The organism is Vibrio tapetis subsp. tapetis (assembly GCF_900233005.1).
Taxonomy (GTDB): Bacteria; Pseudomonadota; Gammaproteobacteria; order Enterobacterales; family Vibrionaceae; genus Vibrio; species Vibrio tapetis.
Genome location: NZ_LT960611.1, coordinates 3,596,328 through 3,622,474, shown reverse-complemented (window position 1 = coordinate 3,622,474; position 26,147 = coordinate 3,596,328). Strand labels below are relative to the sequence as shown.

20 protein-coding genes and 2 pseudogenes are annotated in these 26,147 nt (G+C 45.2%); 15 read left to right on the top strand and 7 right to left on the bottom strand.

The window, feature by feature from the left end:
- Together VTAP4600_RS16315 and VTAP4600_RS16310 are read left to right on the top strand one after the other, a co-directional pair.
- Nucleotides 1-1,893 carry an IucA/IucC family protein gene (locus VTAP4600_RS16315; RefSeq protein WP_102523741.1) on the top strand — a complete coding sequence of 631 codons (1,893 nt, stop codon included), beginning with the start codon at nucleotides 1-3 and terminating at the stop codon, nucleotides 1,891-1,893.
- Nucleotides 1,877-2,488, top strand: a complete 612-nt coding sequence (locus tag VTAP4600_RS16310; RefSeq protein ID WP_102523740.1) for an RraA family protein — start codon at nucleotides 1,877-1,879, stop codon at nucleotides 2,486-2,488. The genes VTAP4600_RS16315 and VTAP4600_RS16310 overlap by 17 nt, the downstream gene beginning before the upstream one ends.
- Nucleotides 2,489-2,619: 131 nt before the next feature.
- Here the strand turns inward: VTAP4600_RS16310 and VTAP4600_RS16305 are convergent, their stop codons facing one another.
- Entirely contained in the window at nucleotides 2,620-3,327 is a 708-nt protein-coding gene (locus VTAP4600_RS16305; RefSeq protein WP_102523739.1) for an IS6 family transposase, read from the bottom strand.
- Between the two features lie 544 nt (nucleotides 3,328-3,871).
- On the opposite strand from VTAP4600_RS16305, the gene VTAP4600_RS16300 reads away from it, so the two are divergent.
- The 12 genes from VTAP4600_RS16300 to VTAP4600_RS16240 all read left to right on the top strand — a co-directional run bounded on the left by VTAP4600_RS16300 (nucleotide 3,872) and on the right by VTAP4600_RS16240 (nucleotide 16,149).
- Nucleotides 3,872-4,342, top strand: coding sequence for a hypothetical protein (locus VTAP4600_RS16300; protein WP_102523738.1), 471 nt, complete (start codon nucleotides 3,872-3,874; stop codon nucleotides 4,340-4,342).
- 15 nt (nucleotides 4,343-4,357) lie between these two features.
- Nucleotides 4,358-4,822 (top strand): hypothetical protein, encoded by a 465-nt coding sequence (locus VTAP4600_RS16295; protein ID WP_102523737.1) that lies wholly within the window; start codon nucleotides 4,358-4,360, stop codon nucleotides 4,820-4,822.
- Nucleotides 4,823-5,089: 267 nt separating this feature from the next.
- Nucleotides 5,090-5,386, top strand: a complete 297-nt coding sequence (locus VTAP4600_RS16290) for a hypothetical protein (protein ID WP_102523736.1) — start codon at nucleotides 5,090-5,092, stop codon at nucleotides 5,384-5,386.
- Between the two features lie 390 nt (nucleotides 5,387-5,776).
- Nucleotides 5,777-6,229 carry a helix-turn-helix domain-containing protein gene (locus VTAP4600_RS16285; protein ID WP_102523735.1) on the top strand — a complete coding sequence of 151 codons (453 nt, stop codon included), beginning with the start codon at nucleotides 5,777-5,779 and terminating at the stop codon, nucleotides 6,227-6,229.
- The gene (locus VTAP4600_RS16280; protein WP_102523734.1) at nucleotides 6,229-6,798 is read left to right on the top strand and encodes a PIN domain-containing protein; all 570 of its coding nucleotides are present in this window, start codon (nucleotides 6,229-6,231) and stop codon (nucleotides 6,796-6,798) included. The genes VTAP4600_RS16285 and VTAP4600_RS16280 overlap by 1 nt, the downstream gene beginning before the upstream one ends.
- Before the next feature lie 848 nt (nucleotides 6,799-7,646).
- A complete protein-coding gene (locus VTAP4600_RS16270; protein ID WP_231897821.1) occupies nucleotides 7,647-10,091 on the top strand; it encodes an AAA family ATPase in 2,445 nt (814 codons plus the stop codon).
- A gap of 984 nt (nucleotides 10,092-11,075) precedes the next feature.
- The gene (locus tag VTAP4600_RS16265; protein WP_102523732.1) at nucleotides 11,076-12,899 is read left to right on the top strand and encodes a ParB/RepB/Spo0J family partition protein; all 1,824 of its coding nucleotides are present in this window, start codon (nucleotides 11,076-11,078) and stop codon (nucleotides 12,897-12,899) included.
- A gap of 597 nt (nucleotides 12,900-13,496) precedes the next feature.
- Complete coding sequence (locus VTAP4600_RS16260; RefSeq protein ID WP_102523731.1) at nucleotides 13,497-13,841, top strand: hypothetical protein; 345 nt, start codon at nucleotides 13,497-13,499, stop codon at nucleotides 13,839-13,841.
- Nucleotides 13,842-13,883: 42 nt separating this feature from the next.
- Nucleotides 13,884-14,270 carry a DUF7659 family protein gene (locus tag VTAP4600_RS16255; protein ID WP_102523730.1) on the top strand — a complete coding sequence of 129 codons (387 nt, stop codon included), beginning with the start codon at nucleotides 13,884-13,886 and terminating at the stop codon, nucleotides 14,268-14,270.
- Nucleotides 14,271-14,354: 84 nt separating this feature from the next.
- On the top strand, nucleotides 14,355-14,690 hold the full coding sequence (locus tag VTAP4600_RS16250) for a type I restriction endonuclease subunit M (protein ID WP_102523729.1): 336 nt from the start codon (nucleotides 14,355-14,357) through the stop codon (nucleotides 14,688-14,690).
- Nucleotides 14,691-14,754: 64 nt separating this feature from the next.
- Nucleotides 14,755-15,198, top strand: a complete 444-nt coding sequence (locus VTAP4600_RS16245) for a lytic transglycosylase domain-containing protein (protein ID WP_102523728.1) — start codon at nucleotides 14,755-14,757, stop codon at nucleotides 15,196-15,198.
- Nucleotides 15,199-15,789: 591 nt separating this feature from the next.
- The gene (locus VTAP4600_RS16240; RefSeq protein ID WP_102523727.1) at nucleotides 15,790-16,149 is read left to right on the top strand and encodes a hypothetical protein; all 360 of its coding nucleotides are present in this window, start codon (nucleotides 15,790-15,792) and stop codon (nucleotides 16,147-16,149) included.
- 18 nt (nucleotides 16,150-16,167) lie between these two features.
- On the opposite strand, the pseudogene traI reads toward VTAP4600_RS16240, so the two are convergent.
- The 4 genes and pseudogenes from traI to VTAP4600_RS16220 form a co-directional block, all read right to left on the bottom strand.
- Nucleotides 16,168-21,945, bottom strand: a pseudogene (gene traI, locus VTAP4600_RS16235) (conjugative transfer relaxase/helicase TraI).
- A gap of 140 nt (nucleotides 21,946-22,085) precedes the next feature.
- Nucleotides 22,086-22,304: a hypothetical protein gene (locus VTAP4600_RS16230; RefSeq protein WP_102523726.1), complete on the bottom strand. Its 219-nt coding sequence runs from the start codon at nucleotides 22,302-22,304 to the stop codon at nucleotides 22,086-22,088.
- A 198-nt stretch (nucleotides 22,305-22,502) separates the two neighbouring features.
- A complete protein-coding gene (locus VTAP4600_RS16225; RefSeq protein WP_102523725.1) occupies nucleotides 22,503-22,682 on the bottom strand; it encodes a hypothetical protein in 180 nt (59 codons plus the stop codon).
- A gap of 67 nt (nucleotides 22,683-22,749) precedes the next feature.
- Nucleotides 22,750-23,640: pseudogene (locus tag VTAP4600_RS16220) on the bottom strand (type IV secretion system DNA-binding domain-containing protein); the annotation flags it as partial.
- Between the two features lie 547 nt (nucleotides 23,641-24,187).
- Between VTAP4600_RS16220 and VTAP4600_RS16215 the strand changes: the two are divergent.
- Entirely contained in the window at nucleotides 24,188-24,643 is a 456-nt protein-coding gene (locus tag VTAP4600_RS16215; RefSeq protein ID WP_102523724.1) for an RNA recognition motif domain-containing protein, read from the top strand.
- Here the strand turns inward: VTAP4600_RS16215 and murI are convergent.
- Together murI and VTAP4600_RS16205 are read right to left on the bottom strand one after the other, a co-directional pair.
- The gene (gene murI / locus VTAP4600_RS16210; RefSeq protein WP_415239666.1) at nucleotides 24,609-25,409 is read right to left on the bottom strand and encodes a glutamate racemase; all 801 of its coding nucleotides are present in this window, start codon (nucleotides 25,407-25,409) and stop codon (nucleotides 24,609-24,611) included. The two genes, VTAP4600_RS16215 and murI, sit on opposite strands and share 35 nt — an antisense overlap.
- A gap of 47 nt (nucleotides 25,410-25,456) precedes the next feature.
- Nucleotides 25,457-26,131 (bottom strand): Dph6-related ATP pyrophosphatase, encoded by a 675-nt coding sequence (locus VTAP4600_RS16205; RefSeq protein WP_102523722.1) that lies wholly within the window; start codon nucleotides 26,129-26,131, stop codon nucleotides 25,457-25,459.
- Nucleotides 26,132-26,147: the final 16 nt, after the last annotated feature.

The following is a 26,147-nucleotide window of genomic DNA, read 5'->3' as shown; positions in this document are numbered from 1 at the left end:
ATGTTTAACTACTATGCAATAGAGCAAGTGACACAGGATTTGATCGATTGTCTATTGGCTGAAGAATTTTTTGGGGAGTTGGCGCTCTTTACACTATCATCATTTACCTCTGATTATCGTCATTTAGACGTAAAATACCCATCAATCACAGAGTCTATTTGGAAATGGAACTTCGATCTTGCGGGAGCGAAATCAATCATTGTGGCTTTGCAACCGGCCATTACTCAGCGATGGAAGCGTATTGCTGGCACACCCGTCTACCTTTGCCGAGACAACCAAGCGATTGAAGAGATTTCTCCTCAGGTTTTCTTAGAGCTTGCCCTTCAAGGGGTACAAAATAAATATCAAGACAACGCGAAAGGAATGAAACTATTTAAAGATGTGCTTGCTATCAGCCTTCGCCAAACAGCGCTCTCACAGCAGCACAATATTTCTAGTACTCATTTATTGTCAAAAAACAATGCCGGTTTTTTCCTAGCCATGGAACAATGGGCCTCTCTTCGAGACCGTCCGTACCACCCATTAGCTAAGGCTAAACAAGGTCTATGTGATGCTGACTATTTGACTTACCAAGCTGAATTCGGTGAACCCATAACCTTAAACTGGGTAGCCGTTCGTAAAGATTGGCTTAGAAAAGGCACAGAGTTAAATGATGCTCAACCCTATACCCCAAAAGACTTTCTTTTACCATCAGATCAGCTAGCGGTGTTGGATGCCGAACTGAACAAAAAGGAAATTGATTCCAGTCACGTAGCATTGCCTGTACACCCTTGGCAATACGACAATATATTAGAACAGCAGTTAGGGGAGCATTTTTCAAACAATACCTGTATTCGATTGGATTATTCATCCGACAACTTCTTTGCCACGTCGTCACTGCGTTCAATGACTCCTTGCTTCGACAGTTGTGACCATTTGAAACTCCCTATGGCGATATATTCTCTCGGGGCATCTCGCTATTTACCAGCCGTTAAAATGATAAATGGTGAATTTAGTGAGTCCCTTTTGAGAGAAGCCCAGAAACGTGACTCTGCATTGGCAAATAAAATGCATTTATGTGAGGAAGGAAGGTGGTGGGCATTTATGCCGCCAAACGCTACCTTGTTTGATGAAGCGCCACGACATTTATCAGCAATGGTCCGACGTTACCCACAACCACTTCTAAATGATACAGATACCAAACTGCTTCCTATGGCGGCCTTGGGTACACAGCTTTTAGGCAATAAAGACCATTTTTTTAATGAGTGGCTGGCTTATCGTCAATTAGAAGTAAATACACGTAATGTGTCTTTGTTGTTCAACGAATTGTGTCATTGTTTCTTTGAAGTCAACCTGAGAATGTTCAAACTGGGTATGGTAGCTGAAGTTCATGGGCAAAACGCAGTGCTTGTCTTTAAGAAAGGTCAAACAACTGGTTTATTACTACGTGATCATGATTCACTTCGGATCTGTGTGCCTGAATTAGAAAATAATGGCTTGGAAGACCCTAAATATTGTATTAAACCCGGTCATGCAAATACCCTTTATCACGATACACCAGAAGCTTTGCTGTTTTGGCTTCAAACGCTTGGTATTCAAGTCAACATGCGTTCAATAATTGAAACACTCTCACTAACTTATAACATTGAAGAGTCAAAGCTTTGGACATTGATGGAAAACTGCATTTTGGAGCAAATCAATGTCATTGATTTCAGTGACAGAATTAGGAGTATAATTATTGAAACGCTGTTTGAAAAAGAGACTTGGCCACAAAAATATCTCCTGAGCCCTATGATAGATCGCGCAGGAGGGCCCGGTAGTATGCCTTTTGGAAAAGGTGACGTAGTAAATCCATTCATACGCGCAAAAACATTAAGAGTAAAAAGAGAATCTTCAGATGCCATACCCGCATAACCCCACGACAGATGAGCTAGTTGAAGCCTTTAAAGCCATATCGGCTTCAACTCTGGGACATCTCACAAGTGATGGCTACCTTTCAGGTATTCGTCCAATAGTGACAAGCGTTAAATTGGTTGGCAGTGTTCGCACTGCCAAAATACACCTACCTAATGCTAACGTGCTTAGAGAGGCACTCGTCCAAGCAAAAGCGAATGAGATTTTGGTTATTGAATGTGCCGGAAATACTGATTATGCTTGCTGGGGAGAGCTGCGTACCTTGGCCGCACAAATTAAAGGGCTCTCTGGGATAGTCATATCCGGAAAAGTCACTGATTTACATGCGCTTCAAGAATTAAGGTTGCCAATATTTTCAGCTGGAGTCAGTGCTCTAACAACTCACTCCAATGCCAAAGCGCCGTATGGTACATTTGATACGGCCATTGAAATAGCAGGTAATAGGATAAACTCAGGTGATATTGTGCTAGGAGATGATGATGGCATTTTTATACTGTCTCCCAAACAAGCGGAAATGCTACTTCCTTCTTGCATAGAAAAAGAGCATAAAGATAAAAAAAGGAAAAAGGAATTGATGGTGAAATTTTCAAATTGATAACAAACAGGAAGTAAATCGAATGCAAGAGGCTTTGTTGCTGTGCTCAACCTAGGTGGTCAAGCGACTCGGTAGCTATTGGGCATCCCTAACGGGCTTGTTGCAACTAATCAGAGAGGGGGCTGTTGCAACTAATCAGAGAATGCAGATCTCTCCCGAACAAGGGTTTTACGTTCATCATGACGAAGCCAAAAATCAAACTGGCCTTTGTTCAACATTCGAAGTGATTCGAATCCCTCGAGGGTTGACCAGGCTCGCTTTCGTATTTTAAAACCGCCTGTGTTGACAACGAGCTTCTTGATGGGGGCGTGATCGGACTCGATACCATTATTGAGATACTTCACTTGCCGTTGCTCGACATCCGCTCGCAGCCGCCCCTCCTTCTTCAGGCGCGAAATAGCATGAGCATACGAGGAATGCTTGTCCGTGTTCAAGGTCTTAGGCTGAGTGTCTACATCATAGTATCTTAGGCACCGTTTCAAGAACTGATAAGCCGCGTTTTTATTACGTTTTTGGGAGAAATAGAAGTCCAGTGTTTCGCCTTGCTTGTTGATAGCTCGATACAGATAGTGCCATTTCCCTTTCACCTTGACGTAGGTTTCATCGAGCTGCCACGAAGAGTCTGTTCGGATGAACTGATGGCGGCGTAACTTCTTGCGTAATGCTGGGGCATATTCAATGAACCAACGATAAATGGTCGAGCGATTAACCGAAACCCCTCGTTCTGCCAGCATGTCGCTGAGATTGGCGTAGCTCATTGGGGTCGAACCATACCAACGAAGGCACCAAAGAATGATTTCAGGGGCAAAGTGTTTCCATTTGAATGCGGGATTGGTCATTGAGTCACTAGATCAGAAAAGACAGAACTGAATTCTGAGTCTTGGCTGATTTTTTTGCAACAACCCCGTTTGTCTAAGGTGGGGCTGAGAATTCTCAAGCATCAATGCGGTGTTTTTTGAGAGATCTTTTCGCAAATCCTTACCTTTTCTTGGGCGTTCTCGCTTCGCTCCGTTCATTCCGTCGCTTCGCTCCTCCCGCGATAACGCATGACACGGATATCGAGCAAAGCTCGATGTGCCATTGCGTTCCTGCGAACAATCACCCAACGCCTCCGCTCACTGCGTTCACTACGCCTCGTCATTCTTCCTCGTTGTCTTTCACTGCCTGTCATTAAGACAGAGTAAGGGCCGAGTTTTTTATGCGCCGATTTTCCTTTCTACTCGCATCCCCTTACGGACTCGCAAGCTGTTAACCATGACCTTTCAGAACCTCAATAACAAGGGTATATGAACGCTTCGCGCCCTTGTTATTGAGAACCATGAAAGCCCGATGGACAGCTAAGCGGCTCCGAAAGGTGATACTCAAACAAAAAGGAAACTCCCCATGGCGCAACAAAATTCAACCCTAACTCTCTCTACATGCCAAACAGCGACCAGCGGCGAGACGCTGGAGCACGAAAGCTCACCAAAACATGATGTCTCTTTGTCCGAGGGCGAAAGGGGCTTCATTCAACTGATTGACTCCGATTCAAAACAGATCTTAGCGCAGCGTGAAGGCTCAAATGATGAGGTCTCTTTTGAGTATCTAGAAAAGTATGTGTGGAACATGAGCGAGCAGGTGACCATGCAGTTTGTGGCGCAAACGGATCATGTTCATCCCACGAAATTCTTTTGTGCGCTCCCTAAAGAGGCCCTGGCTAAGTGTTACCTCAACCAACTGACGGATCAAGAGCCGGTGTCTATCAAGCCATGTTGGGAAGGGCTGGCCGAGCAATGGGAAGAGAACGACACGACGACCGAACCATGGGATGCCTTTGATAGCGACGGTCGCTGGATTGGCACGTCGGAATGTTAACCAGAGGGCGCTCACATGAAACAACAATCAAGCCGTACGATAGAGCCAGTGGCGCTTCGCTGCCAAGTGAAGGCGTTGCGTCAGTCGATTAAGGGAATGGGAGCGCCATCGGCGCCAACCCTATCACCACAGCGTCACGCGATTGTGCAGCGCGTGCAACACCTGAAAATGTTCAGTCGTGGTCAGACTCCTGAGCAATTGGATGATATCGCTCAATTAAAAGAACAAAGGGTCCGGGAGGCCATCAACACTCAGTTCCCTGGCATCGGACAGAAAACGTTTCAGCATCATGACTTCTATGAGCTTTTACTGGATCTCGATAGCCGTATTGGACTTGGTGAGTGGCGTTTACGAGAAAGCTGTGAAGAAGTCATTGTGTATGCCTCTTATGGCTCTGTTTTCCCTGGTTTGCGTTTTCAAAAGCAGGGTGAGCGCTACCACTGTCGCGGGTTCAACTTTGATATCCGTCTGGCATCTTAGCCTTAATTCTTAATCTGATTGTCATGGAGAAAAAATGGAACAGCCCATCCCCCTATTTTTGTGACTGGTGCGTTGGTCTTAGTAAAAGCACGTCATGGTGGTGCTCGCCAACCCATCGTGATTCATATCATATTGATCGCACTCCGCTTCATCTTCCTTATTGGAGCCAAGGTATCGCGCGTAATAACGTGCAAGACATCTTGTGTCAAAAAGGATTGAACAGTGTGCATACCCTCATCCATTGGATCCATGAATAAGGAGCATCCGATGAAAACGCCGACTCATTTTGTCGCACTTTCCGAGCTCACGGCTCGTGACTTTAAAAAACAAGCAGTGATCACCCCTAAACGTCGGTTTGATATCTATGATAACGGCGAAGCCTGTAATGTCATAAATTGGTCAAGCGAATACCAAACGCACATCTATTTGCGCTTAAACGTGTCCTGCGTTGATAAAAAAACACTCTATTTTGTGGAGACCTATTCCATGTGGGGCGATTGGCTGTGCAGTCATTCATATCGAATCATCAAGGACGTCAAACTCGCTTGGATCGGTCAGTTATGACGTGTCACCGCCGAGAGGAGCAAGAACATGATAAAAATTAAGCAATGCTCAATTTCTAGCTAATTTTTGGACAAAACCTTGTTACGAATCCGTGGTGATTGTGAGGTCTTGGATAAGTATTGCTAAGGTGATTTATTCAAAACACCTACGAACTAGTGGTTAGTTTTACTCATCCACTACATATCGAAGTACTATGATTAAAGATAGTTAAGCATGCGTTGATAGACCTTAAACTAGGCCGACTACGAGCACTAAGTCCAACGATAATGTGACACTCTTTTGTTTTCGAATATTTCGAATGTTGACTTTTTTTCGAATATTTCGGATAATATCATGGTATGCAGATTTGTATACCATGACATCAGAAACTAAAAACTAGAGAGAAACACAATGAATACTGCTACAAAATTGCCAAGCGCTGAAGAAATGGCACTGGCTAAGCTTGGTAGCCAAGAGTTGTCAGCCGTTATAGAAATTAATGGTGAAGCTCAAAGGATTAATGTTGTCGATAAGTCTGGTAAGACTCACGAGGTAACTATTCCAGCAAGCGCATTAAATATGATGATCGAGGTGCTTACTCAATTAGGTCAAGGCAACTCTGTTAGCATCACACCTATTCATGCGGAACTCACAACGCAAGAAGGTGCTGATATGCTAAACATGTCTCGTCCTACTTTCATTAAGCTTCTTGATTCAGGTGATATTCCGTTTAGTCGTACTGGCAACCGTAGAAAGGTAGCTTATGCTGATCTTATGGAGTACAAGAACTGCCTAGAAGAGAATAGACTAGCTGCTCTTGCTGAACTATCTGCATTAGACCAAGAAATGGATATGGGATATTAATGGCGTCATATACAGTAATTCTAGACGCATGTGTAATGTACCCAGCTCCACTCCGAAGCTACCTAATGTTCTTGGCCAATACTGGCCTGTTTAGAGCGCGATGGACAGAACAAATACATGATGAATGGACTCGAAATCTACTGAAAAATAGGCCAGAGCTAAATGCAGAACAACTGCACAGAACTCGACAGTTAATGAACGCGAATGTTCCAGACTGTTTGATTGAAGGGTTTGAGCCTTTAATTGATGGCCTTACTTTACCCGATGTTAATGATAGACATGTTGTAGCTGCCGCTATTAAAGGTCAGGCTGAGTCTATCATTACGTTCAACCTAAAAGACTTTCCTTCTAGCGAACTCGAGCCTTTAGGTCTATCAGCGATACATCCAGACGAGTTCCTGTGCGATATGTTTGAATTGGACAGTAGCGCATGCGTTAAGGCTGCTCAGCAACAAAGAGCTTCATTAAAAAGACCACCAATGAGCCAAGACGAGTTCTTAGCTTGCTTACAAAAACAGAGACTCCCAAGCTTCGTCTCACACTTAAAGAGCTTCAAGTTGATGCTTTAATTTGATTTGTAGACTTTAAACTAGGCCGCTTAATTGCAGCCTTTTTGGTCAGCAGCCTCTGGACAAAAATTAGTTTCAGAGAATTGAATATTAGCGATTAATGAATAATTAAAAGTAAGGCAAATAGCTGAACTTGACGTCCAACGAAGATAAAGAGAAGCGCTACCTAATACATCCTATACAAGACAATTTACTCAATTAACTCTTTCCCTAATAGAACATCAAACTCTGTAGCTAACACCGCTTGACCTTTCTCTTTTCTAAATAATGTCACGTAAATGCTAATCACCTCCCTGGGTGATAGCTTTGCTGTTTTGGTGGTAGCTCCTCGCTTGTCGATTAGCTTCCCTACAGCATTTTTTGCTGCCACAATTTGTGAGTTGTGGTCATCTTACCGTCGTATTCAATGAGGTGATTTTTTGAAATAAGTGGCTGCGGTCTAGTTACCTCTGTTGCATATATCGCGGCAGCTAAACAGGTCTAGTGATTAATCATCCCCTAACCGCTTAAGAACTATAACAATATCAAAATGGGGTATCAATTAGAGCAAAGCGTAGTATCCTCACACTACAAGTGTGGGATCTATGTCGCACTGGCTGAATATTCCTTGTGTCCGATTGCCTCAAAGGTGATTGCAACCAATTGACTATAATGAAAATAGGCGTATATATTCCCGAAACATAACCTGTTTGGAGAATAATATGTCGATAGAAAGCGTTGTTGGTTGGGCTAACAAGCTAAAGAAGAGCTTCTGGTGGCGTCACGCTCTCAGATTGGCAGCAAATAAAGGCGAACTTGATGACGGTGATTTGTAATTACTGTTTGCTCTTTCTAAAGAAGAAGCAGGTTTGCAACCACAAAGTGATGCTTATGCGGCCAGCATAGCTTTGCTAGATCTAGCAGGCTTTGGCGAAGAAAAGCATCCAGTAAAATTGGCATGTATTAGCAACGTTGCTAATGTTTCAGCGCTTGCCCCGAACAAATCTATTGCATTTGAAAGCGAAGGACTGACCGCAGTTTATGGCGATAATGGTTCGGGTAAATCTAGCTATGCAAAGATTTTAAAGAACGCCTGTCTTACTCGCGGTAGTACTCCAAAAATCCTCTCGAACATCTACGACACTCAAACCGGTGAGCCTGCTGCGGACATCTCTCTTTTTATTGGCGAGGATAAGCACGACATTCCATGGATTCTCTCTGGAAACTCACATGAAGATTTAAAGTCGATTCGAATTTTTGACAACACTTCGGCGGCACATTACATCTCTAACGAGGACTCGATTGATTACAAGCCTGCGGGAATGAAATTATTGTCTCAACTAATGAGGGCTTGTGATCATGTTAGAGCCGCAAACGAGTCAGAGAAAAGACCATATAACGTTGCCGTTCCGTTACCTCAATGTAGACCTGGAGGTAAAACAGCAGCGTTTATATCTGGCTTGTCTGGCGCCACAAAATCAGAGGCCGTTGATGCCATCTGTCTGAGCAAAGAAGAAGATGAATCAATCCCAGTATTAAAAGCAGAGCTTGTTAAACTGCAGACCAGTACACCTGAGCAACTTAGAAAAGGGTTTAGTGACAGTCGAAAAGAGCTAACCCCTCTTAGTACTTACTTTAATCAACTAAGAGCCAAACTCGATGAAAAGCAGTTTGAGACGATAAAACTCAATTACGATGACTATCAAACCAAACAGGCAGCAGCAGAGATAGCTCGCAAGCAGGCAATTGAAGGTCACGAACTATCAGGCATTTGCTCACCTGAGTGGAGAGAGATGTGGAATCACGTTCAGACATTCGTACTAAAACATAATGCGGAATTATCGTTCCCAGCAGCAGCGGGCGAAGCCTGCCCTACTTGCTTGCAACCTGTCTCGGTAGCATCTGCCGAAAAACTAAAGCTATTTAACGACTATCTGCAAGATAAAACTCAGATGGAAGCCGGCAAGGCCAAAGTTAAATTTGACAGTTCAATTACGGCTCTAAGGCTACTATCATTCAACATAAAGCCTTATGAGTTTATGCTAGGCAAGGTGGCTGAATTTAATCCAGAAATCAGTAAGAGTTTTATCGCACTGGAAGAGTCGTTCAAGGTTCTCTGTTCGAATCTTACTAAACAGGTGCCGGACTTCTCTATTGTTCCAATTGATTACAAAGCGCTAGATTGGATCAACGGGCAAATTGTCTCCTTAAAGGCCAAAGAAGATGCAGTTAATACCAATGAGGGTTTAACTAAGCAGATCGTTACTGCGTCACAGGCTATTAACGAACTTGATGATAGAAAGCTGTTTACATTATCTAAGCAAAACATTCTCCACGAGATTGATCGCCTGAGAATGATTGGTTTATATAACGCTGTCACTCAATCTTGCTTATCAACAATCATAACCACTCAAACAAATAACATTGCCAAAATGGGTGCTATTGGCGAGCTTAGCAAAGTGTTTGAGGCTGAGTTGAAGAAACTTGAGTTTAGAAACTTCGATGTAGGTACTGAAACCCGCGGCTCTCGCGGCAAGCAAATGTTAAAGTTTAGTATGACAGGCAAGCGAAACAACATTTCTGACATCGCCAGTGAAGGCGAGCAAAAGTGCGTTGCTTTGGCTGGGTTCATGGCTGAACTTATTGTGGATGACCGAAAATCAGCGATTGTTTTTGATGACCCAATTAACTCTCTCGATCATAAGTGGCGAAGAAAGTTTGTTGCCCGCATCGCAGAGGAAGCACAAAGCCGTCAGGTCATTGTATTTACCCATGACATGTCATTTTTAGTCATGCTCGGAGAGGCAACTAAAAAGGCCAATTCGAAGTACTCGGCTATTTCAATTGTTAAACGTGGGAAGCTTGCTGGTTTTCCTACATCTGAGCCGCCGTGGGATGTTAAATCAACAGGCGAACGAGTCAAAGATCTAAACAAGATAATGGTTCCTTTGAAGCAGCTTGAAGATGCCGGAGATGTTGACGGCTACGAAGCTATGGCCAAGTTAACGTATAACAAGATGCGTGAAACATGGGAAAGGCTTGTTGAGGAATGGCTATTCAAGAAAGTCGTTGAAAGATTTGGCCGAAGTGTGAAAACACAAAGCCTCAAGGATGTTGTCGAAAAGGGAGGTATCACCCCAGAAGACTATGCTGCCATCGAGGAAGGCATGTCGAAGTGCAGTACTTTTATGTATGGACATGACCAAGCGCCTGAGCTGCATGAAGGCGTGCCTGACTTTGCGGAAGTTGCAGATGATTTCGAGAAGCTAAAGGCTTACTTTGCTGCGCTAAAAGCACGCAGAACCAAAAAATAGCGCTTAAATGATAAAAAGCTCACTTCGCGAGAGGTGGGCTTTTTTTAACCTAGAGTGGAGAGAGTTATTCTGATATCTGATTGCACATTTGGTACATGCCGCACCGCTTGTTTGGGTCTCTGTCTTTCTTAGGTTCTGATTTAGGCTCTTTAAATGCAGGGCAACTTTTACTTTTTCAATAGATAGCTTTTCAATAGAGTTAATTTTGGTTCATCGCGGACTAGCGGGAACTAAAAACAAAAACGGTAGTAGGTGATATGGTTTAGTCGCCAAACAAAAATCATACACAAATTACCGTTTTCATGCCGAATCATACTTTCCTATCTTCATTCTGGGAAAGCTTTCAAATCCATTTCTTGGCCCACACAATAACAAGCCTGAGATTAGCTAATATAAGGCCTGAAATGTTCAGGGCTTATATCTATTAAACACCGGATAATTTTTAGTAAGGGAAATGTAAATGAATGGCTTGTTAATGAGTAATTACTCTGTCTGATAAAGGGCAGAATGAGTTGGCCAGCCACTCTCTAACGATTCAACTGACGCTCAAAATGAACACACTTTATGCTCTTCCTGCAGCCGTTCCCGTCAGGGCGTGACCGCAAGCGGTCGGGCTTTTCGTCGTTCCTCCTCCTATCGCTAACTTGAAGCCCATATTGAGCAAGCTCAATGCGCTTCTAAGTTCCAGATAGACAATCCCTCACGCAAACGCGTCGTTAGGCGTCTGAAGCGACGCACTCCGCTCTATTTCACGCCTTTACGCTAAGAGGGCGTCATCGCTTCGGTGCTTCGTTCATTTTGTTTTACTTTTTGATTTGAGCTCACTTGCTTACCCGCGCTGATTTCTTAATCTCTCAACGTTCGCCCTCTTTGCAAGGGAGGCTGCGCCGCTTCGCGCCCTTGTCAAAGCGGTCTTTCAAGTTGAGTCGATGAAATCAGGCAATAAGCGAAGTGATACTCAACGAACCAAAAAGGAAAACCGTTATGAACGCAATCAACCCAATCTCAGCGCCCTCTAACCGTCAAGACGCGACCAGCGTATCGCCGCTGGACACTCAGGCAATTGCACAAAATGATGTTTCTATTGTGATGCTGCCTGTTAACCAATTGGTGGTGTCGGATTTAAACGTGCGAAAGAGCAAAGCCAGTAAAGCCGATGATGAATCTCTACAAGCGTCCATCTTGGCGCATGGCATCATCCAAAATTTGGTCGCGCTGCCTTGTGAGTCAGGTCGGTATCCTGTCATCAGTGGGGGGCGTCGTTTAATTCAACTCCAAGCGCTGGTTGAATTAAAGAAAATCACCCCTGAGCACCTTGTGCCCGTTAAAATCTTAAATGCGTCCACCGTGTCGCACGATGCCACTGAAATCGCATTGACTGAAAACGTCACACGCGCCTCGATGCACCCAGTCGATGAGTTTGAGGCGTACTCAAAAAGAGTCGAAGACGGCGCAACCGTGGCCGAGGTTGCACAACGCTTTGGTAAAACACAACTTTACGTCCATCAGCGCCTGAAGTTAGCTGCGATCGAGTCGGCTATCCTTGGGGCATACCGTGAGGGCAGCGTTTCTCTTGAGCGTGTCATGTTATTCACCCTTGCCAGTCCAGAACGTCAACGTGACGTGTGGGAACAAATGAAAGAGAAGTCTTGGTATTCTGATCATCAAGTACGCCACATGCTCAAAGAATCCGCATTGGAAGCGTCAAGCGGACTCGTCACGTTTGTTGGTCAAGCGTCTTACGAACAAGCAGGGGGGATCGTCACCACGGACTTGTTTTCTGACAAAATCTATTTTGAAGATCGTTCCTTAATGGAGTCGCTGGCGATTGCTAAGATACAACTTGAAGCGGATAAACTGACCGCGCAGGGCTGGAAATGGACCGAAATACTGCTCACGCGTACTCACGATGAATCGCGTGGCTATGTTGAACTGACGGGGAATCAAGGTAAATATAAGAAAGCCGAGAAAGCGTTAGCAGGGTGCATTCTCGCGTTAGGCCACAACGGGGATATCTGCATCATTAAAGGTTTGGTGGCGAAATCCGAACGTAAAGCGCTCAAAGCCTTGCAAGCCGAATACGCCAAGAAAGCAAACCGTGAAGAGGATGCCGAACGAGGAGAGAGTTTAAGTGACGTTGTCGCGTCAGAGCCACCCTATTCCGGCGCACTTACTGACGATTTAAACGCGCACCGCCTTGTTATCGCAAAACATGCCTTGATGCAAAATACGTCACTTGCGCTCGATGCGCTTCACTTCTCTTTGTGCATGAAAGCCCAAAATCAGTACTTGAGTGCGCCCATTAATGTCTCCCTAAATCACAGCGCTGTTGAGCCAAAGCAAGGGGATTTTAATGAGAACAAAGCACTTGAGCGTATCGAGCAGCATAAGCAAAGCTTGGACATGACGTGGTATGAGGCCAGCGGTGAGCACGAACGCTTTCAAGCGTTCGTTGCCCTCGATAGTGAAGAAAAACACAAGCAAGTAGCGTTCGCCACGTCATTAATGCTCGTGCCTTGTCTGGTTGGGGATAACCGCTCCACTCATGATTTCCTCTATCAAACGTTGGCCTTTGATGCCCCCGATTACTGGCGACCAACCACGGACAGCTTCATCAAACGCATCAATAAAGAAGCGCTGATTGATATTGCCCGTCCCGTGATGTCAGAAACGTGGTTACAGAGCGCCCAATCGCTCAAGAAGAGTGATTTGGTGAAGCAATTGGATATCTGGCTTAATGGGGGAGACAACTCACTGACAGAGCCACAGAGAGCACATTTCGCTCAGTGGATGCCCGTTGGCTTTTAATGTCCTCAATATGCAGTCCTGACGGACTGCATACCCCCAACCGTGTGTGCGCCTTTACCCGTAATAAGATCAGAGAAAGCAAAAGAAAGGCTCGTTAACACGAGCAAGCGCTGTCCCAGTGCGGGTTTTTATGGGGCGGTCTTTGTTTATGAGTAAGGCGTGCATTCAGGGGAGGCGGGGTTAGGCAGAGTTGGCCGTTTTCTTGGGCGTTCTCGCTTCGCTCCGTTCATTCCGTCGCTTCGCTCCTCCCGCGATAACGCATGACACGAATATCGAGCAAAGCTCGATGTGCCATTGCGTTCCTGCGAACAATCACCCAACGCCTCCACTCACTGCGTTCGCTACGCCTCGTCATTCTTCCTCGTTGCCTTTCACTGCATGGCATTAAGACAGAGTAAGGGCCGAGTTTTTTATGCGCCGATTTTCCTTTCTACTCGCATCACCTTACGGACTCGCAAGCTGTTAACCATGACCTTTCAGAACCTCAATAACAAGGGTATATGAACGCTTCGCGCCCTTGTTATTGAGAACCATGAAAGCCCGATGGACAGCTAAGCGGCTCCGAAAGGTGATACTCAAACAAAAAGGAAACTCCCCATGGCGCAACAAAACTCAACCCTAACTCTCTCTACATGCCAAACAGCGACCAGCGTCTCGCCGCTGGCGGGCGAAAGCTCACCAAAACATGATGTCTCTTTAGAGCAAAGCAAGAGCGCACCGCAAGGATTTTCGATTGCGCCTTGGAGTGATATTACAGCAGAAGAACTCAAGGCCGCAGGGTTTGTTCAGCGTGAGGCTCAGTACTTCCCGTTCACGCTGGCAGAGGTACGCGCCCTTATCATGCGCCAATTTCAAATCGGGACGTTAACGGACTGTTTTGTTGTGCTGGATGTGTCTACGCCTTTTGAAACCCTTTATTCATTTGACCGTTGCCCGTTTTAATGACGGGCGATGTTTTTAATTAAGACAAGGAATATTAAAACCATGAAATCGTTATCTCATTACATCCAAGATAAACAAACGCAAGCGTTTAATGACGCAGGGGCTTTTTTTGCTTTTTCTAATCAGCAGTTTGCCAAAGCAAAACAACAAGGGATTGAATACGTCTCAATAGGGGCTGGATTAATTTGTCCTACCGACAGAGCCAAACAATTAATTAACCGTCTCGCCACCATTAACCAAGAAGGAATTAAGCAAGACATCAAAGAAAATGGGAAAGACGCCATTATTCGCCGTGAGCTATTTAACTACGAATGCTTTTATAGCGGGGACATTATGGATTGCGTCGAAAACCTCACCGAGTACGGCTATTGCTTTGATGATATTCATCAAGTCTATCGCCACATTTGCCAGACCGAAAAGGTGTGTTAATCAGCCAATAAAAAACGCCTTGATATCAACGGTAATAAATATCAAGGCGCGACCCATTATATAAACCTAAAGGAAAAACCAATAATGAGCGAACTAGAGTTTACAATAGAAGATAAAAAAATGGAAGTAGAGCCGTATGTGTGCAGCGCCCAACCTTTTGAATTGGGAGCGGTGGTGATGACACAAGGCGTAAAAATGTTATTGAGTGACAACATCGGAGCCAATTTACGTATTTACTTAATGCGTCATCAAAATGGGGATTGGGGGAATATGCCAATAGAAGATAAAATTGCCAATGATGAAGCGACAAAAATAGGCGCTCGTATCATGTCAGGTTATCAAATTTGCAATCAAAGGATTTGGATTATTACCGAAGGTGATCGAAGTGTGACCACCGTATTATTCCCGTTCGAATACTAACGGTCATTATTTATCGTGTTATCATCCAGCCTTCGGGCTGGATTGTTATTAATAGAGAGAGGATATGAAGACACTATTTTTATGGGCACTTATTTTCCCTTTCCCCGTGTTTGCTTTTTGTTTTAATGAGGCTGGCAACCATTATAATGTGTCACCAGATTTACTCAGAGCCATTGCAACCGTTGAAAGTAACTTAGACCCTAAGGCTATCAATGAAAATAAAAATAACGTCGGTGAGGTCGTGAGCCGCGATTATGGCCTAATGCAAATTAACTCAATCTGGTTCGACAAGCTTTCTGATTTTAATGTGAATGATCAGAATGTTTATGAACCGTGTTTTAACGTGTCATTAGGTGCATGGGTATTAAGCGCGAACTTTGCCAGTCACGGTTATAACTGGAACAGCGTGGGGGCATATAACGCAGGGTTTTCCAAACGTACCGAAACCGCCAGAAAAATATACATCCAAAAAGTCCAATCTGTTTATTATTCGCAAAACGTAAAATAACCCGCATTGCACCACTCTGGTGCAATGCGTCTTGCCGTCCAACGTTCTCATTCCTCTTTGCTCTTGCCAGTTCATCCCTTTTTGCATCCCCGATTCAGTCGCCATGGGTTCGTCTTTTTGCTTTGCCCTGGTTTTATTTCCTCAAGCTCTACCCACTCTAGCTGATGAAGCCGCCCCGACTTTTTACTTTCTCTGAAAGTTACCACACCCCACGGCGCATTGATTTCAATGAGAATGGTTGTCTGTTAAAAATATAAAAACACTAAAAACAACAACTTAAATTGATTTATGGTGCGTCTATATAGGTAAGAAAAATTTTCAAAATCTCAATTAATTAGCCGCTGAAATCCCAATTAAAAAACATGCAGATAGAATGAATTCTAATTGATGCCTTTTAGGAAAAGGCTTGTGAGTGATTTCAATGTAATATCAATGGTATTTGATTGGATTGATATTCATCCCTTTTATGCTGTGGGTCTAGAGTGAATGATAATGGTCATGTACAATGCATTTTCATTGTGATTTAATTGGGGTTCATTGAGGCTAAAAGTAAGCGTTCATTGACATTCATTGAAGGAAAAAAGGTAAATTATGTCGCGTTCTTACCCTTTACAAACTTCCCTTAATGGGAAGTTAGAGCAAGATTTCGTTAAGTTTAAAAAGAGAGAGAAGTTGAGTGATGCAGAAGCCGCTCGCCAGCTTTTGACGTTGGCGTTGCGGATCAAACTTAATGATAGCGATGACGATCGTCCATCAAACCGTGAGTTGATGGAAGAGACGTATCGCAGAGTTAGGCAAGTTCAAGGGGTATTAAATTTAAATTTAGCGCATAGCTTTGATGGTGAGAGGTATTACAAAAATAAAGCCGATTCCATTGAGCAAAGAAAATCCAATACGGCCTTGGTTGATAAAAGTGTCGAGGATTATCTTACCGGCGAAAAAAAAGGGTAGCCCTATGGCTACCCTCTATTATCGCTCTAACTCTCTGTCTATTTCTCTGCTCTCCCAATCGCTCTCTTTCTCTGGATGATTAAAATCCATCTCGTGTTGAGGTGACGGCGCTTTGGTTTCAAAGTGTTCAAGGGATTGACTGTCCCGTTCTTTTTTCTCATCCATGTTCAGTGCGTTTAATTCTCTTTCTTGATGAGTGGGATGGGGTTCGCTTAATTCGATATCATGCGCGCGGTTATCGCGGTCTAATTTATCTATGCAGGTTTTAATGTCCTCCTTTAAATGGTCGTCTGACATGAATTGAATGTCTCGACCATTAAAGTTCTCAACAATCTTCTCGATGTTGTTCGGGTTTAAATCGTGGTTGCCTTGGTTTAAGACAACAATGACATTCTGTCTTAATTCATCCGTGGGTATATTTTGAATGTCGTTCTTGTGGTTGACGTTAATAATGTCCATTTGGCCTTGAGTGTGCTCGCGTATTAAAAACGAGTTTTCAATCGACGTGCTGATGAGGGTGGTGTTTACATGCTCCCCTTGATGGAAGGTCGTTAATTGTTTGGATTTTGTCCCCAGCGTTCTTGGGTTAATGTCTAAGGCATCGTCTTTATTTCCCTGATGGTCAAGGTAGGTCACTTCAATGGCTTTGGTTTCGCCTTGTTTGTTGTGAATATTGGTAACCATGGCCGGATGGAAGAGTTTGTCTTCGGACGAGTAGACTGCCGGGTGGAATTTAACTTGGTCATTGTGGGTGTGATTTACCCCTAGCTTGTTTAAGTAAGTTTGGGCCAGTGTGTTCTCTATCGGTTTACTCTGACTGATGTATTCCTTGGCTCTCTCTTCAAATTGCGCAATATGTTTTGGGGTGGTATTGAGCAATTTATCATGTTTGCTGTTTTCCTCCAGTTGGTATTTATCTGGCTCATTTAACAGGTTATTGGCTTCCTTCATGGCCTCTTTATAGCCCATGTCTTTGTGGCTCATGATGAGGTTAATCAGTGAGCCTTTCTCGCCCGTGGTGTAGTCTTTAAAATAACCACGATGCTCGCCTGTTAGGGTCACTTTAATGGCGGATTTGCCAATGCCAAAGGTTAAATAGTCGCGGTCGGATTTGGACTGGTTGGGCTTGCCTAATAAGTGCATGGCTAGGCTTTCGGTGTATTTTGGGAGTTGTGTATTGATGTGCTCCTTAAAGGTGTTGTAGTCAAAGTCACCGCTTTTATTTTGGAAGCGAACGTCCTCATGGGGCAGGGCGTTGCGGTTAAAGTAGGTGGTGTCTTGGGGTTTGGTTGGCGGTTTCTATCGCGCTGGCTTTATGGCTTTCTGTGGATAACCAGCTTTTGAGCAGGCGTGTTGTGTTATCGGTATAGAGCCTCACGTGCTGGCTGGCGCGCGTGACATCAATGCCAGCACGTCTTAGGTTGGTTAATGCGCCTTTGCTTTTGATGGCCGTAATGACGTGTGGGTACGTGGCCCCTTGCGCCATATCCGCGGTTCGGCTGTAAGCGTAATCCCAATGACTGTCTGTTAACTCATTCGGGTTGATGGTGAGCGTTTGGCCACTTTTTGATTGCGCGATGATGCTGTCCGGGCTTGCTTGGGTGATGCGGTACTCCACATTGGCTTTGATGTCGCGGCTTTTGTCGGTAAAGCGAGTGACAATCTTATCGCCGGTAGACAGCGGCTTTTCTGACACACTGAAAAGCGTCGTGAAACGATGGTCACGGTTACGCGGTAAGAACGGCTTTGTCTTGCCTGTGCTGGCGTCTTCAAGCGTCACCACGCCGTGCTCCGAATCCACGTGGGTAATGGTGGCGTACTCACCTGGCTTGGTGCTCAGCACTAAGCCTTTTTGGTACGGCATCATGGTGGTGAGCTCTTCACCCGTCGCGCCGATGGAGCGTAATCTCGTGGCGACAATGTTCTCTTTGCCGATTTCCTTGTTTTTCATTAAGCCAACCCGGAGGTAGGCCGTGATGTCATCACGCTCTTGGTTGGTGTAGGCGATGATGAGCGTGTTTTCGCGGGTTTCAGGTGTGCGCGCTAGATAATCCTTTGCTACGACAAAGGGCAGCTTTTCAGTCGCTTCTAATTGCGCTTGGCGTCGGTCTTTATTGTTTTCATCCAGCGTAGAGATGACATGTTGGTGATTGCCTTGCGCGTCAGGCGCTTGGCGTTGGAGTTTGTCCAAGGCGCTTTCGGGCTGCTTATCAATGGTGTTTTGCGCGGCATTGAGTAGGGTGTCGTTTTGCTGACGAATGATGTCGGTCATGTAAGCGGTATCGAGGCGACCTTGACGCATGGCCAGCTCAAAGGGTTTACCGGCGCTTAAAGATAACAACTGCTCTTTATCCCCTAACAGTACGGCTTTGGATTGACTGGCATTGACCAGCGCCGTGAATTCATCGGCTTGTTTGTTGCTGACCATGGAGCTTTCATCGAGAAAGAACAAAGTGCCTTGATAGTCACTGGCTTGGTGGTTGCCTTGTCGGACGTCGCTGAGTAGGCTCTCTAGGCTTTGCGCTTTCACGCCCTTGCTTTCCAGCTCAGAAACGGCGGCGTGAGTGGGGGCAAGACCAATGACGTTTTGCTCGGGTTGTTGGCTGACTTGTTTTGCTAACTGGATAAGTTCAATGTTGGACTCGAGCATAGTGGATTTCCCCGTACCGGCTAAGCCCTGAATGGCGACAAAGCTGTCTTGGGTGGTTGAAATCAGGGTAAGGCTGCCTTGTTGTCCTTGAGTGAGGCGAGGCTTGGTCTCAAGAAAGGCTTGCACCTGCTTGGTTGTCGAAAAAGGCGGATGTTGGCCCTTGCCATCGGTGATGTTTTGCAAGATGCGTTTTTCAGTCTCCAGCGCAGCGTGTGTTGTCCAGCGCGTGCCGTCACTGTACTCCGCTGAAAGGGTGTCACGTCGCTTGGTAAGCTCCGTGTCAATCTGGTCTTTGGTAATAACGCCACCGGCTTCTTCAAAGGCGTAGCGTACCGCCTCCACCACTAACGCTTTTTGGCTAAATCCCGCTTCACGCTCAGATAAATGATTTAAGGCAAAGCTGACCGCTTTTTCAATCAGTGGGGCGTTTTGCGCTTTTGCCAAGGCGGAAAGCGCCTGACTGACGTCTTGTGTTAACAAGGCTTGGGTGGCGCCGCTTAGGTAGCGGTCGTTGACGTTTTGCGTGTGCAAGACGCGCTCAATGGCTGACGGGGACACCTGCTCTTTTTCTAGGGCGCTTTGGGCTTTGTTTGGCTTGTCGGTGAAGACATCAAGGCGCGCTGTTTTTTCGGTCAGGTCGTTTATCAGGGGTTTAGACAGAGTAAACGCTTTTCCTGACAGTAAAGTATGGGCTTTTTGTTCAATATGGTTGGCGCCGTGAACGTAATCGTATTGCAGGGGTGCGTCTTTTAGACTCTCTAGGCGTAGGTGTTGTGACTTACCTTGACTATCACCTTGATTCTCCAGTGTGATGTGTTCTTTATTCACGCTAGTGACAAGGTAACTTTGGTTGCCCTCTAAGCCAGAAGGAAAGTGCTTACCCAGTGTGCGAAGGCGTTCGCCTTGGGCGATGTTGAGACTTTGCGGTTTATTGATTTGCATCTTCATATTCTTAAAGGCGCGACTGGACGGGTCAAAGCGGTGTGACTGTCCATCGCGTTTGCTGAGTGCGGTCATGGTGTTGCTCTCTTTGTCGATACTGGCGATGACAAAACTCTGAGGTTTGTTTTTCTCCCAATGGGTGAGGGTCATGCCGGGTTTGTAGTGTTGGACAAGCGGTTGCTGCGCTTTGGAGAGAGAGTGAGGGGTTTGAGTGAATAGGGTGGTTTCATGACGAGAGAGGGCGCCGGTGTTTTTTAACTGCCCTCGTATTGCTTCGGTTAATCGCCGCTGCTCGACGCCGGAGGTGGCAATCACTTGGGTGTTGGCTTTGTCCGGCAAGTCAGCATAGACCCTTGCTATCCTATCGGTGTCGTTGTCATGCAGCTTGATGTCGGTGGGGGCGCTTTTCCCACCCGCCCATGTATGACGCTCTACGTTGCCTTTGCGGTACAGTTCAATGGCGTTGTTGGCTTTAAAGCCTTGACGACTGGAGACGCGGTTCAGCATCACCACCTTGGTGTTGGATTGCTTGGCTTGGTTGGTGAGACTCATCAGCTCCTTAGCGCTCATCTTATTGGCGTCGTCGATGAGCAAGATGTCTTTGTTGGTGAACGGCGTTGCGCCCTGGAGCAAGCTTTGGGTAGTGTGGCGCTGCTCAGGTGAAAAGTGATGGGCTATCCATGCGCCTAAGGTGTGGCTGTGGCGCTGAATATTCTCCACGCCTTCTGATTTGGCTTTGGCGGTTTGGGAGACGAACTGAACCCGTTTGCCGCTGTGGTTGCCGACATTAAGCAGTTGCTGCGCGATCCCCTGTGATGAGCCATGCACATTGACGACATGAAACTGCTTGGTGGACTGAAATAGGTCGGTGAGCTTTTGTTGCTGGTTGGCTGGAATATCAAGGCGATGTAAGAGCGAGGGGTCAACGTGGGTGCGCATGTGGTGCGCCCGTCCTTGGGTGCTTTTCATGAGTGATTGCTCATTATCAATCAGGGTTTGGGTGGTGTATTGCCCTTTATCGGCTAAAGGAATAAGCGCGCCCTCTTTTATCTGTTGGTCTAGGGTGGCTTTAAGCTCAATCGCATTGGCTTGAACGCCTCCTTTGGTAAAATCAGACGCGGCAAGTTCAATGATTTTTTCTACATGAAGGGCGGTATTGTTTTGTTCAAGGTGAGAAACGGCTCGTGCTAACGCTTCTTGAGCAATCAAGGTCGGTTGTTGTTCCTGTTTGGTGAGTTGCTGCGCGTTTTTCACTAACTCTTCTGGCTTAAACCCCACCTCTTTAATTTTTTGCTGCCACTTTGTATTGAGCGCACTGTCTGTCTCATAAGTTTTGGTTTTACGGGTATCAAGGGCGGCGGTGTCTCTTGCCGCTTGCGTGTCACCAAAATTGAGGGCTTGCTGGTCAATTTGTTGTTTACGGGTGGACGAAGCCTCAATAAGCGTTTGTGGTACGCCCGATATGTCTATCTGGCCATTGCCCAGTCCGTGAGTTTGATAACCAATGGCTTCTACTTCATTCGCTATCTTGCTGTGAAAGAGTGCGGTGTAATATTTTTGGAAGGTGTAGATGCGTTCACCTGTGCCATTGATGACGCCCCCTTTTTGTTTAATGGTTGAAGCGAGTGAGCGCAGTTGCCCCTCTTGGTCTCGCGTCATGTTTGGAGCCAACAAGTGGTAATGCAGTTGCATGTCATTTTCACGGCTGGTCTTGTGACCGATGGCTGCGAAAATCATGTTGCCTGTGTTGTGATATTCACGTTCGCCTTCTTTATTGATGGCCGTCACTTGCGCGGTGTCTTTTTCAATCTCATCGGCCACAAACTTGACGGCGTCTTTGAGAACATCCCTTAAACGAGTGTCACCGCCCCCTAATGCTAAAATGGAGAATCCTTTTGGGGCTGACAAGGTAAGGTCTAAACCGCACTTATGGTCATCTCGTTTCCCTTTAATGGTTTCACCGCCTAGGTTGCCTGAGAGTACCGATTCTAAGGTGGCTTGCTCTACGGCTTTGCCCGCCAGTCCCGCTTCGATGGCGAGCTTGCCATGCCAAAAGGTGTTCTCCTCTGGTCTTTTTCTTTGAGGTAGTAGTTGTCACCGACGTCTTTTTCTAAAGAGACGTCAGGTAGGTCTTTTGGGTTTTCTTCGCTTAGGTAATATTTGGCAGCGCCAGAGGCGGATTTTAATGGGCTAATAGAAAGCATGAGTATTTTCCTTATGCAACGCAAATCGCCGCTAGCAGCAAAGCTGAGCGGCGAGTCGGTCGGTAAAATGTGTGAAATGGCGCGTTTTGGCTGCGTGTCGTAAAAAAGCCTTGCGATGGCAAGGCTTGGTGTTGGAGTGATTAATCGGCGGGCGTGCAAGGGGTCAAGGTATACCCTCGGTGATTGGTTCGTCGAATGAGCTTTAATGCGGCTTCATGCGTCAATGTCAGGTGTCGCCAGTCATTGCCATCGAGCATATCAAGCACGAACAACGCTTTTGCTTGGATCTCTTTTTGAGATGATGCGGGACGGGGCTGATGTTGTCTTTGGTTTTTTTGTTGGTGTTTTCTTGGCTTCATGTGGCCTCCCATGCAAAACAGGAATGAAAAAAGACAAGGGATAGGATACGCGATGCGGAGCAGAAAAAACGACGCCAAGTGGCGTCGTTAAATGGAGCAAGGTTGGGGCGTTATATTCAGCCGCGCCCAAATCACACTGGAAGCAATGTGAGCAATGTCGAGATAAATGATAATCATTATCGTTTGAGGTGTCAATGCTTATTCAAATGTGTCCCATAATTGGTGAAAAGCTTGCTCGTCCAGTAAATCCTCAATGCGCCGCCGCACTTTGTGTTCACTTTTTTTTCCTTCTGATAAGGGTTTGATGGGAGACTCACTGTGAGTTGATTTGGATTTAATGGTGATGCGTTGATGATCTTGTAAGGGCTGTTTTACCATGTGAACTTCCTTGTATTGATCTCAGTTAAAAAAGAGGACTTGTTATTAAGTACGACGTCATCATGGTTCACTCAATCATTTCTCCTGTTTCCATCTCGATATCTTGAGATATCGCAGACTCTTCAAGCTCTGCCTGAGCGCGCTCTTGATAGTCACTCTCGACGTTGAGTTTAGCGGCTTCTTCGCTTGCGAGGTGTTTGACTGCGTCACTTTGAGTGGCCGCTTTGATTTGGTCGGTCTCAAGCGTCATCTCTTCGGGCGTATCAAACTGCTCAGATTGCCTTTTTGCCAGTACATCCCGGTCTTCTTCATTAAGAAACAGTCCAGGCGCCACACATTCACAATACACCGCTTCTTGATACGCCCGTATCATCGCAGGCGAGAGCGTGTAATTTCGCTTGATGAACGCGGGCGTGACATCGCGCCTCTTATCAAAGTGTAAATCCAGTTGAGTGATGAAGCTGCTTCCTGGTACGCGCAAGTAACATTGTAAATCATCCATGGCTTGTATTTCACTGCTCGACACCACCGGGCGAGTCACGGTCTGATGTCCAATGGAGACCCCGTCACGCAAGGCGTTAGCACCATAAGAGATGTTTTCTCTTGATACGTCAACTTCTTGCTCCCCTAAATCTTTAGAGGAAATCTGCGCCATTTGCGCCGACGGTGCGCGAAAATAGAAGCGGGTGTTGAGCAAATCAAAAATCACATCCGCGGTGTTTTTGCCGTAAGTCTTAACCAATTGAGCGTAAGACTGGAGACCAATCACATAGCACCCCCCAAATTTACGCACCTCTGAGATGATGTTATCCAGCTCTGGCAGTTTATGTAAACTTGGCATCTCATCCATGATGACCCAAATGCGCCGGTTGTCATCGGCCTTCAAGCCCAAGATAGCGTTAGAAGCAATGGCAAGCCATGTCGAGATGAGCGGGCGCAATGAGGCGTGTTGCTTCGTTCCAACAGAACGATAATGAATTGACTGTGCCAAAATTAAGTAAACTTAATTTCGTATTGGTCACTCAGTTCATTGAAACCAAAGTTGTTTCCGAAGAAACTGTTTTTACCGAGGTAAAAACGTTTTGATTATCATCAACGAGTGCCCACACAGATTGATAGGTTTAAATTGTTAAAGAGCTTAGCGATTTCAGCGTTGAAGCCTTGCCGCTAGGGGTGCGAATAATACGCTTCCCATTTTGAGAGTCAAGAATTCTTTTCGATTTCTTTTTCTCTCCCTGACTTTCGTAATGTGACTCGCGCCTCATTCCGTGTCAGTGAGGCGGCATTATAGAGAGCTTTAAAAAGATGACAACCCTTTTTTTAAAATCTTATTCTGTTCGGTCAAAAAGAGACCAATCGCTTGTTTATCGAATAAAATTTCAACATTTGAAGGCTATCACATCAATTGGTTGGAATTTCATCGAGGTTAAACGTAAGATTCATGTGTCTATTTTGTTAATAGTGCATACGTCTTCTTAATTTACAATCTAATGTAGTATTCGAATATGAACTCAAAAAAATCGTACTTACTCGTCATCGCACTCGCTGTACTAGGTGCAGTGGCTTTCTCCAAGATCGCAGTGTCTCCCGCAATAACTTTTGTTATTGGTGTATTTACCTGCGCTCTTATTCTCTCACTTTCAACTCCTGCATCTTCTTCTAAGAAAGAACAAGATGATAAACCAGCTACCACCACGCTATATGTAGGTAACTTACCTTATAAAGCAAACGAATCTCACGTTCGCCAATTGTTTTCTGAATATGGGCAAGTGTTCGCTGTTCGCCTTATGAAAGATAAACGTACAGGAAAGCGACGTGGATTTGGTTTTGTGGTTGTTGCTAGTAACGACACCAAGAACATAATCTCTAGCTTAAATGAAAAGGATTATATGGAGCGCACTTTAAAAGTTCGCGTTGCTAACGATCCTAAACATCCAGAGTCGGAAGAATCTGAATCTTAGAGAATCCTCTTTGCTTTAATGCATGATTCAGTGCATCACTCTCCCAGGGTGGTGCACTGGAAAAAATCAAATGTTCTAATTCCTGCTTACCACCACTCTTTATATCTAATAATTCAGCGACCCTTCTTGCTATTGCAGCACCCGAATCAATCAAAGCAACGTCAGGCCCTAGTACCAATCCAATTTCTTCTTTTAATAATGGGAAATGAGTACAGCCAAGTACCGCAACATCAATGGTTCCTTGGAGTTCAGAAAGAATGTCTCTCAGCTCATCTAAAGAGACGGCTTTTCCTCTGAGCTTTTCTTCAGCTAGATCCACCAGCCTTGTCGAACCTACAAGTTTGACGGGTTTATTCGCTGAAAAGTTCTTAATTAGGTCATGGGTATATTGTCGAGTCACGGTTGCTGGAGTAGCAATAACACCAATACACTTTGAAGAAAGAAGAGACGCAGGTTTAATTGCAGGTACAACACCAACCACAGGAATAGAGAGCTCACGACGCAAGTGAGGCAGTACGATTGTGCTCGCGGTATTACAAGCAATTACCACAATATCTACTTTATGTTCTCGAACAAATTCACAGACAAGCTTCAAAACTCGCTCAATCAATATCGATTGGTCTAGTTCACCGTATGGATACGCGGCATTATCAAATAAATAGACGTAATTAAGCTGAGGAAGCAGCTGTGACAATTCCTGATATACAGAAATCCCTCCGACGCCTGAATCAAACACCAATACAGTTTTACTATCTTGAGTGGCCACTTTTATACTCGCTCTTAATATTCGAGCTAATCATACTGCTTCACTATCTATTCGCCAATCTTTGCCGTGTATCTTTGGTGAGTAAAGCGTTCACCAGAATCTAGGTTATTGAAGACAACATTCAAATGGCCATCGAAACACGGTGCGCTGGTAACTAATGTGTGAAACTCACCATTTTCACCGCAAGAGTCAACTTCACTAGGTAAGTCTTCAAGAAGTGTTTTGCTATACCATTGCCCACAGAAACTCCTATGTAACCGCTCATTGTCCGTAGTAACGAGAAAGGTTTTAATGTTTCTATCTATGATTTCATTCGCGAGTTGCTGGCTATCTATTCCTAACAATGGAAATACACATTTCCAACCCGCTTTTTCTATATAGCTCTTTCGGTATTCCACAATGCCATTGCAGAACATGTCACCGAATGCGACGGCTTCTATATCAAGTCCCGAATGTTCTAGACCTTCAACAACGCTGGTTTGGTAGATCTCGTTAGACGGGAAGACTTCAGGTAATTCGATGGTGATCAATGGTAAGCCAGTCAATTTAGCCTGCATTGCAACGACATCAATGGGCGTTACTTGAAAGGGGACTTCGTTACCAACATAAGTGGTGTATAGCCCAATAACCTGATAACACGGATCTTCTAGTAGCTTGATCAGCGTTAATGTTGAGTCTTTACCTGATGACCAGCTCACGATCACTCTTTTTGGTTTGGTCATTTGGTATCTCCATTTA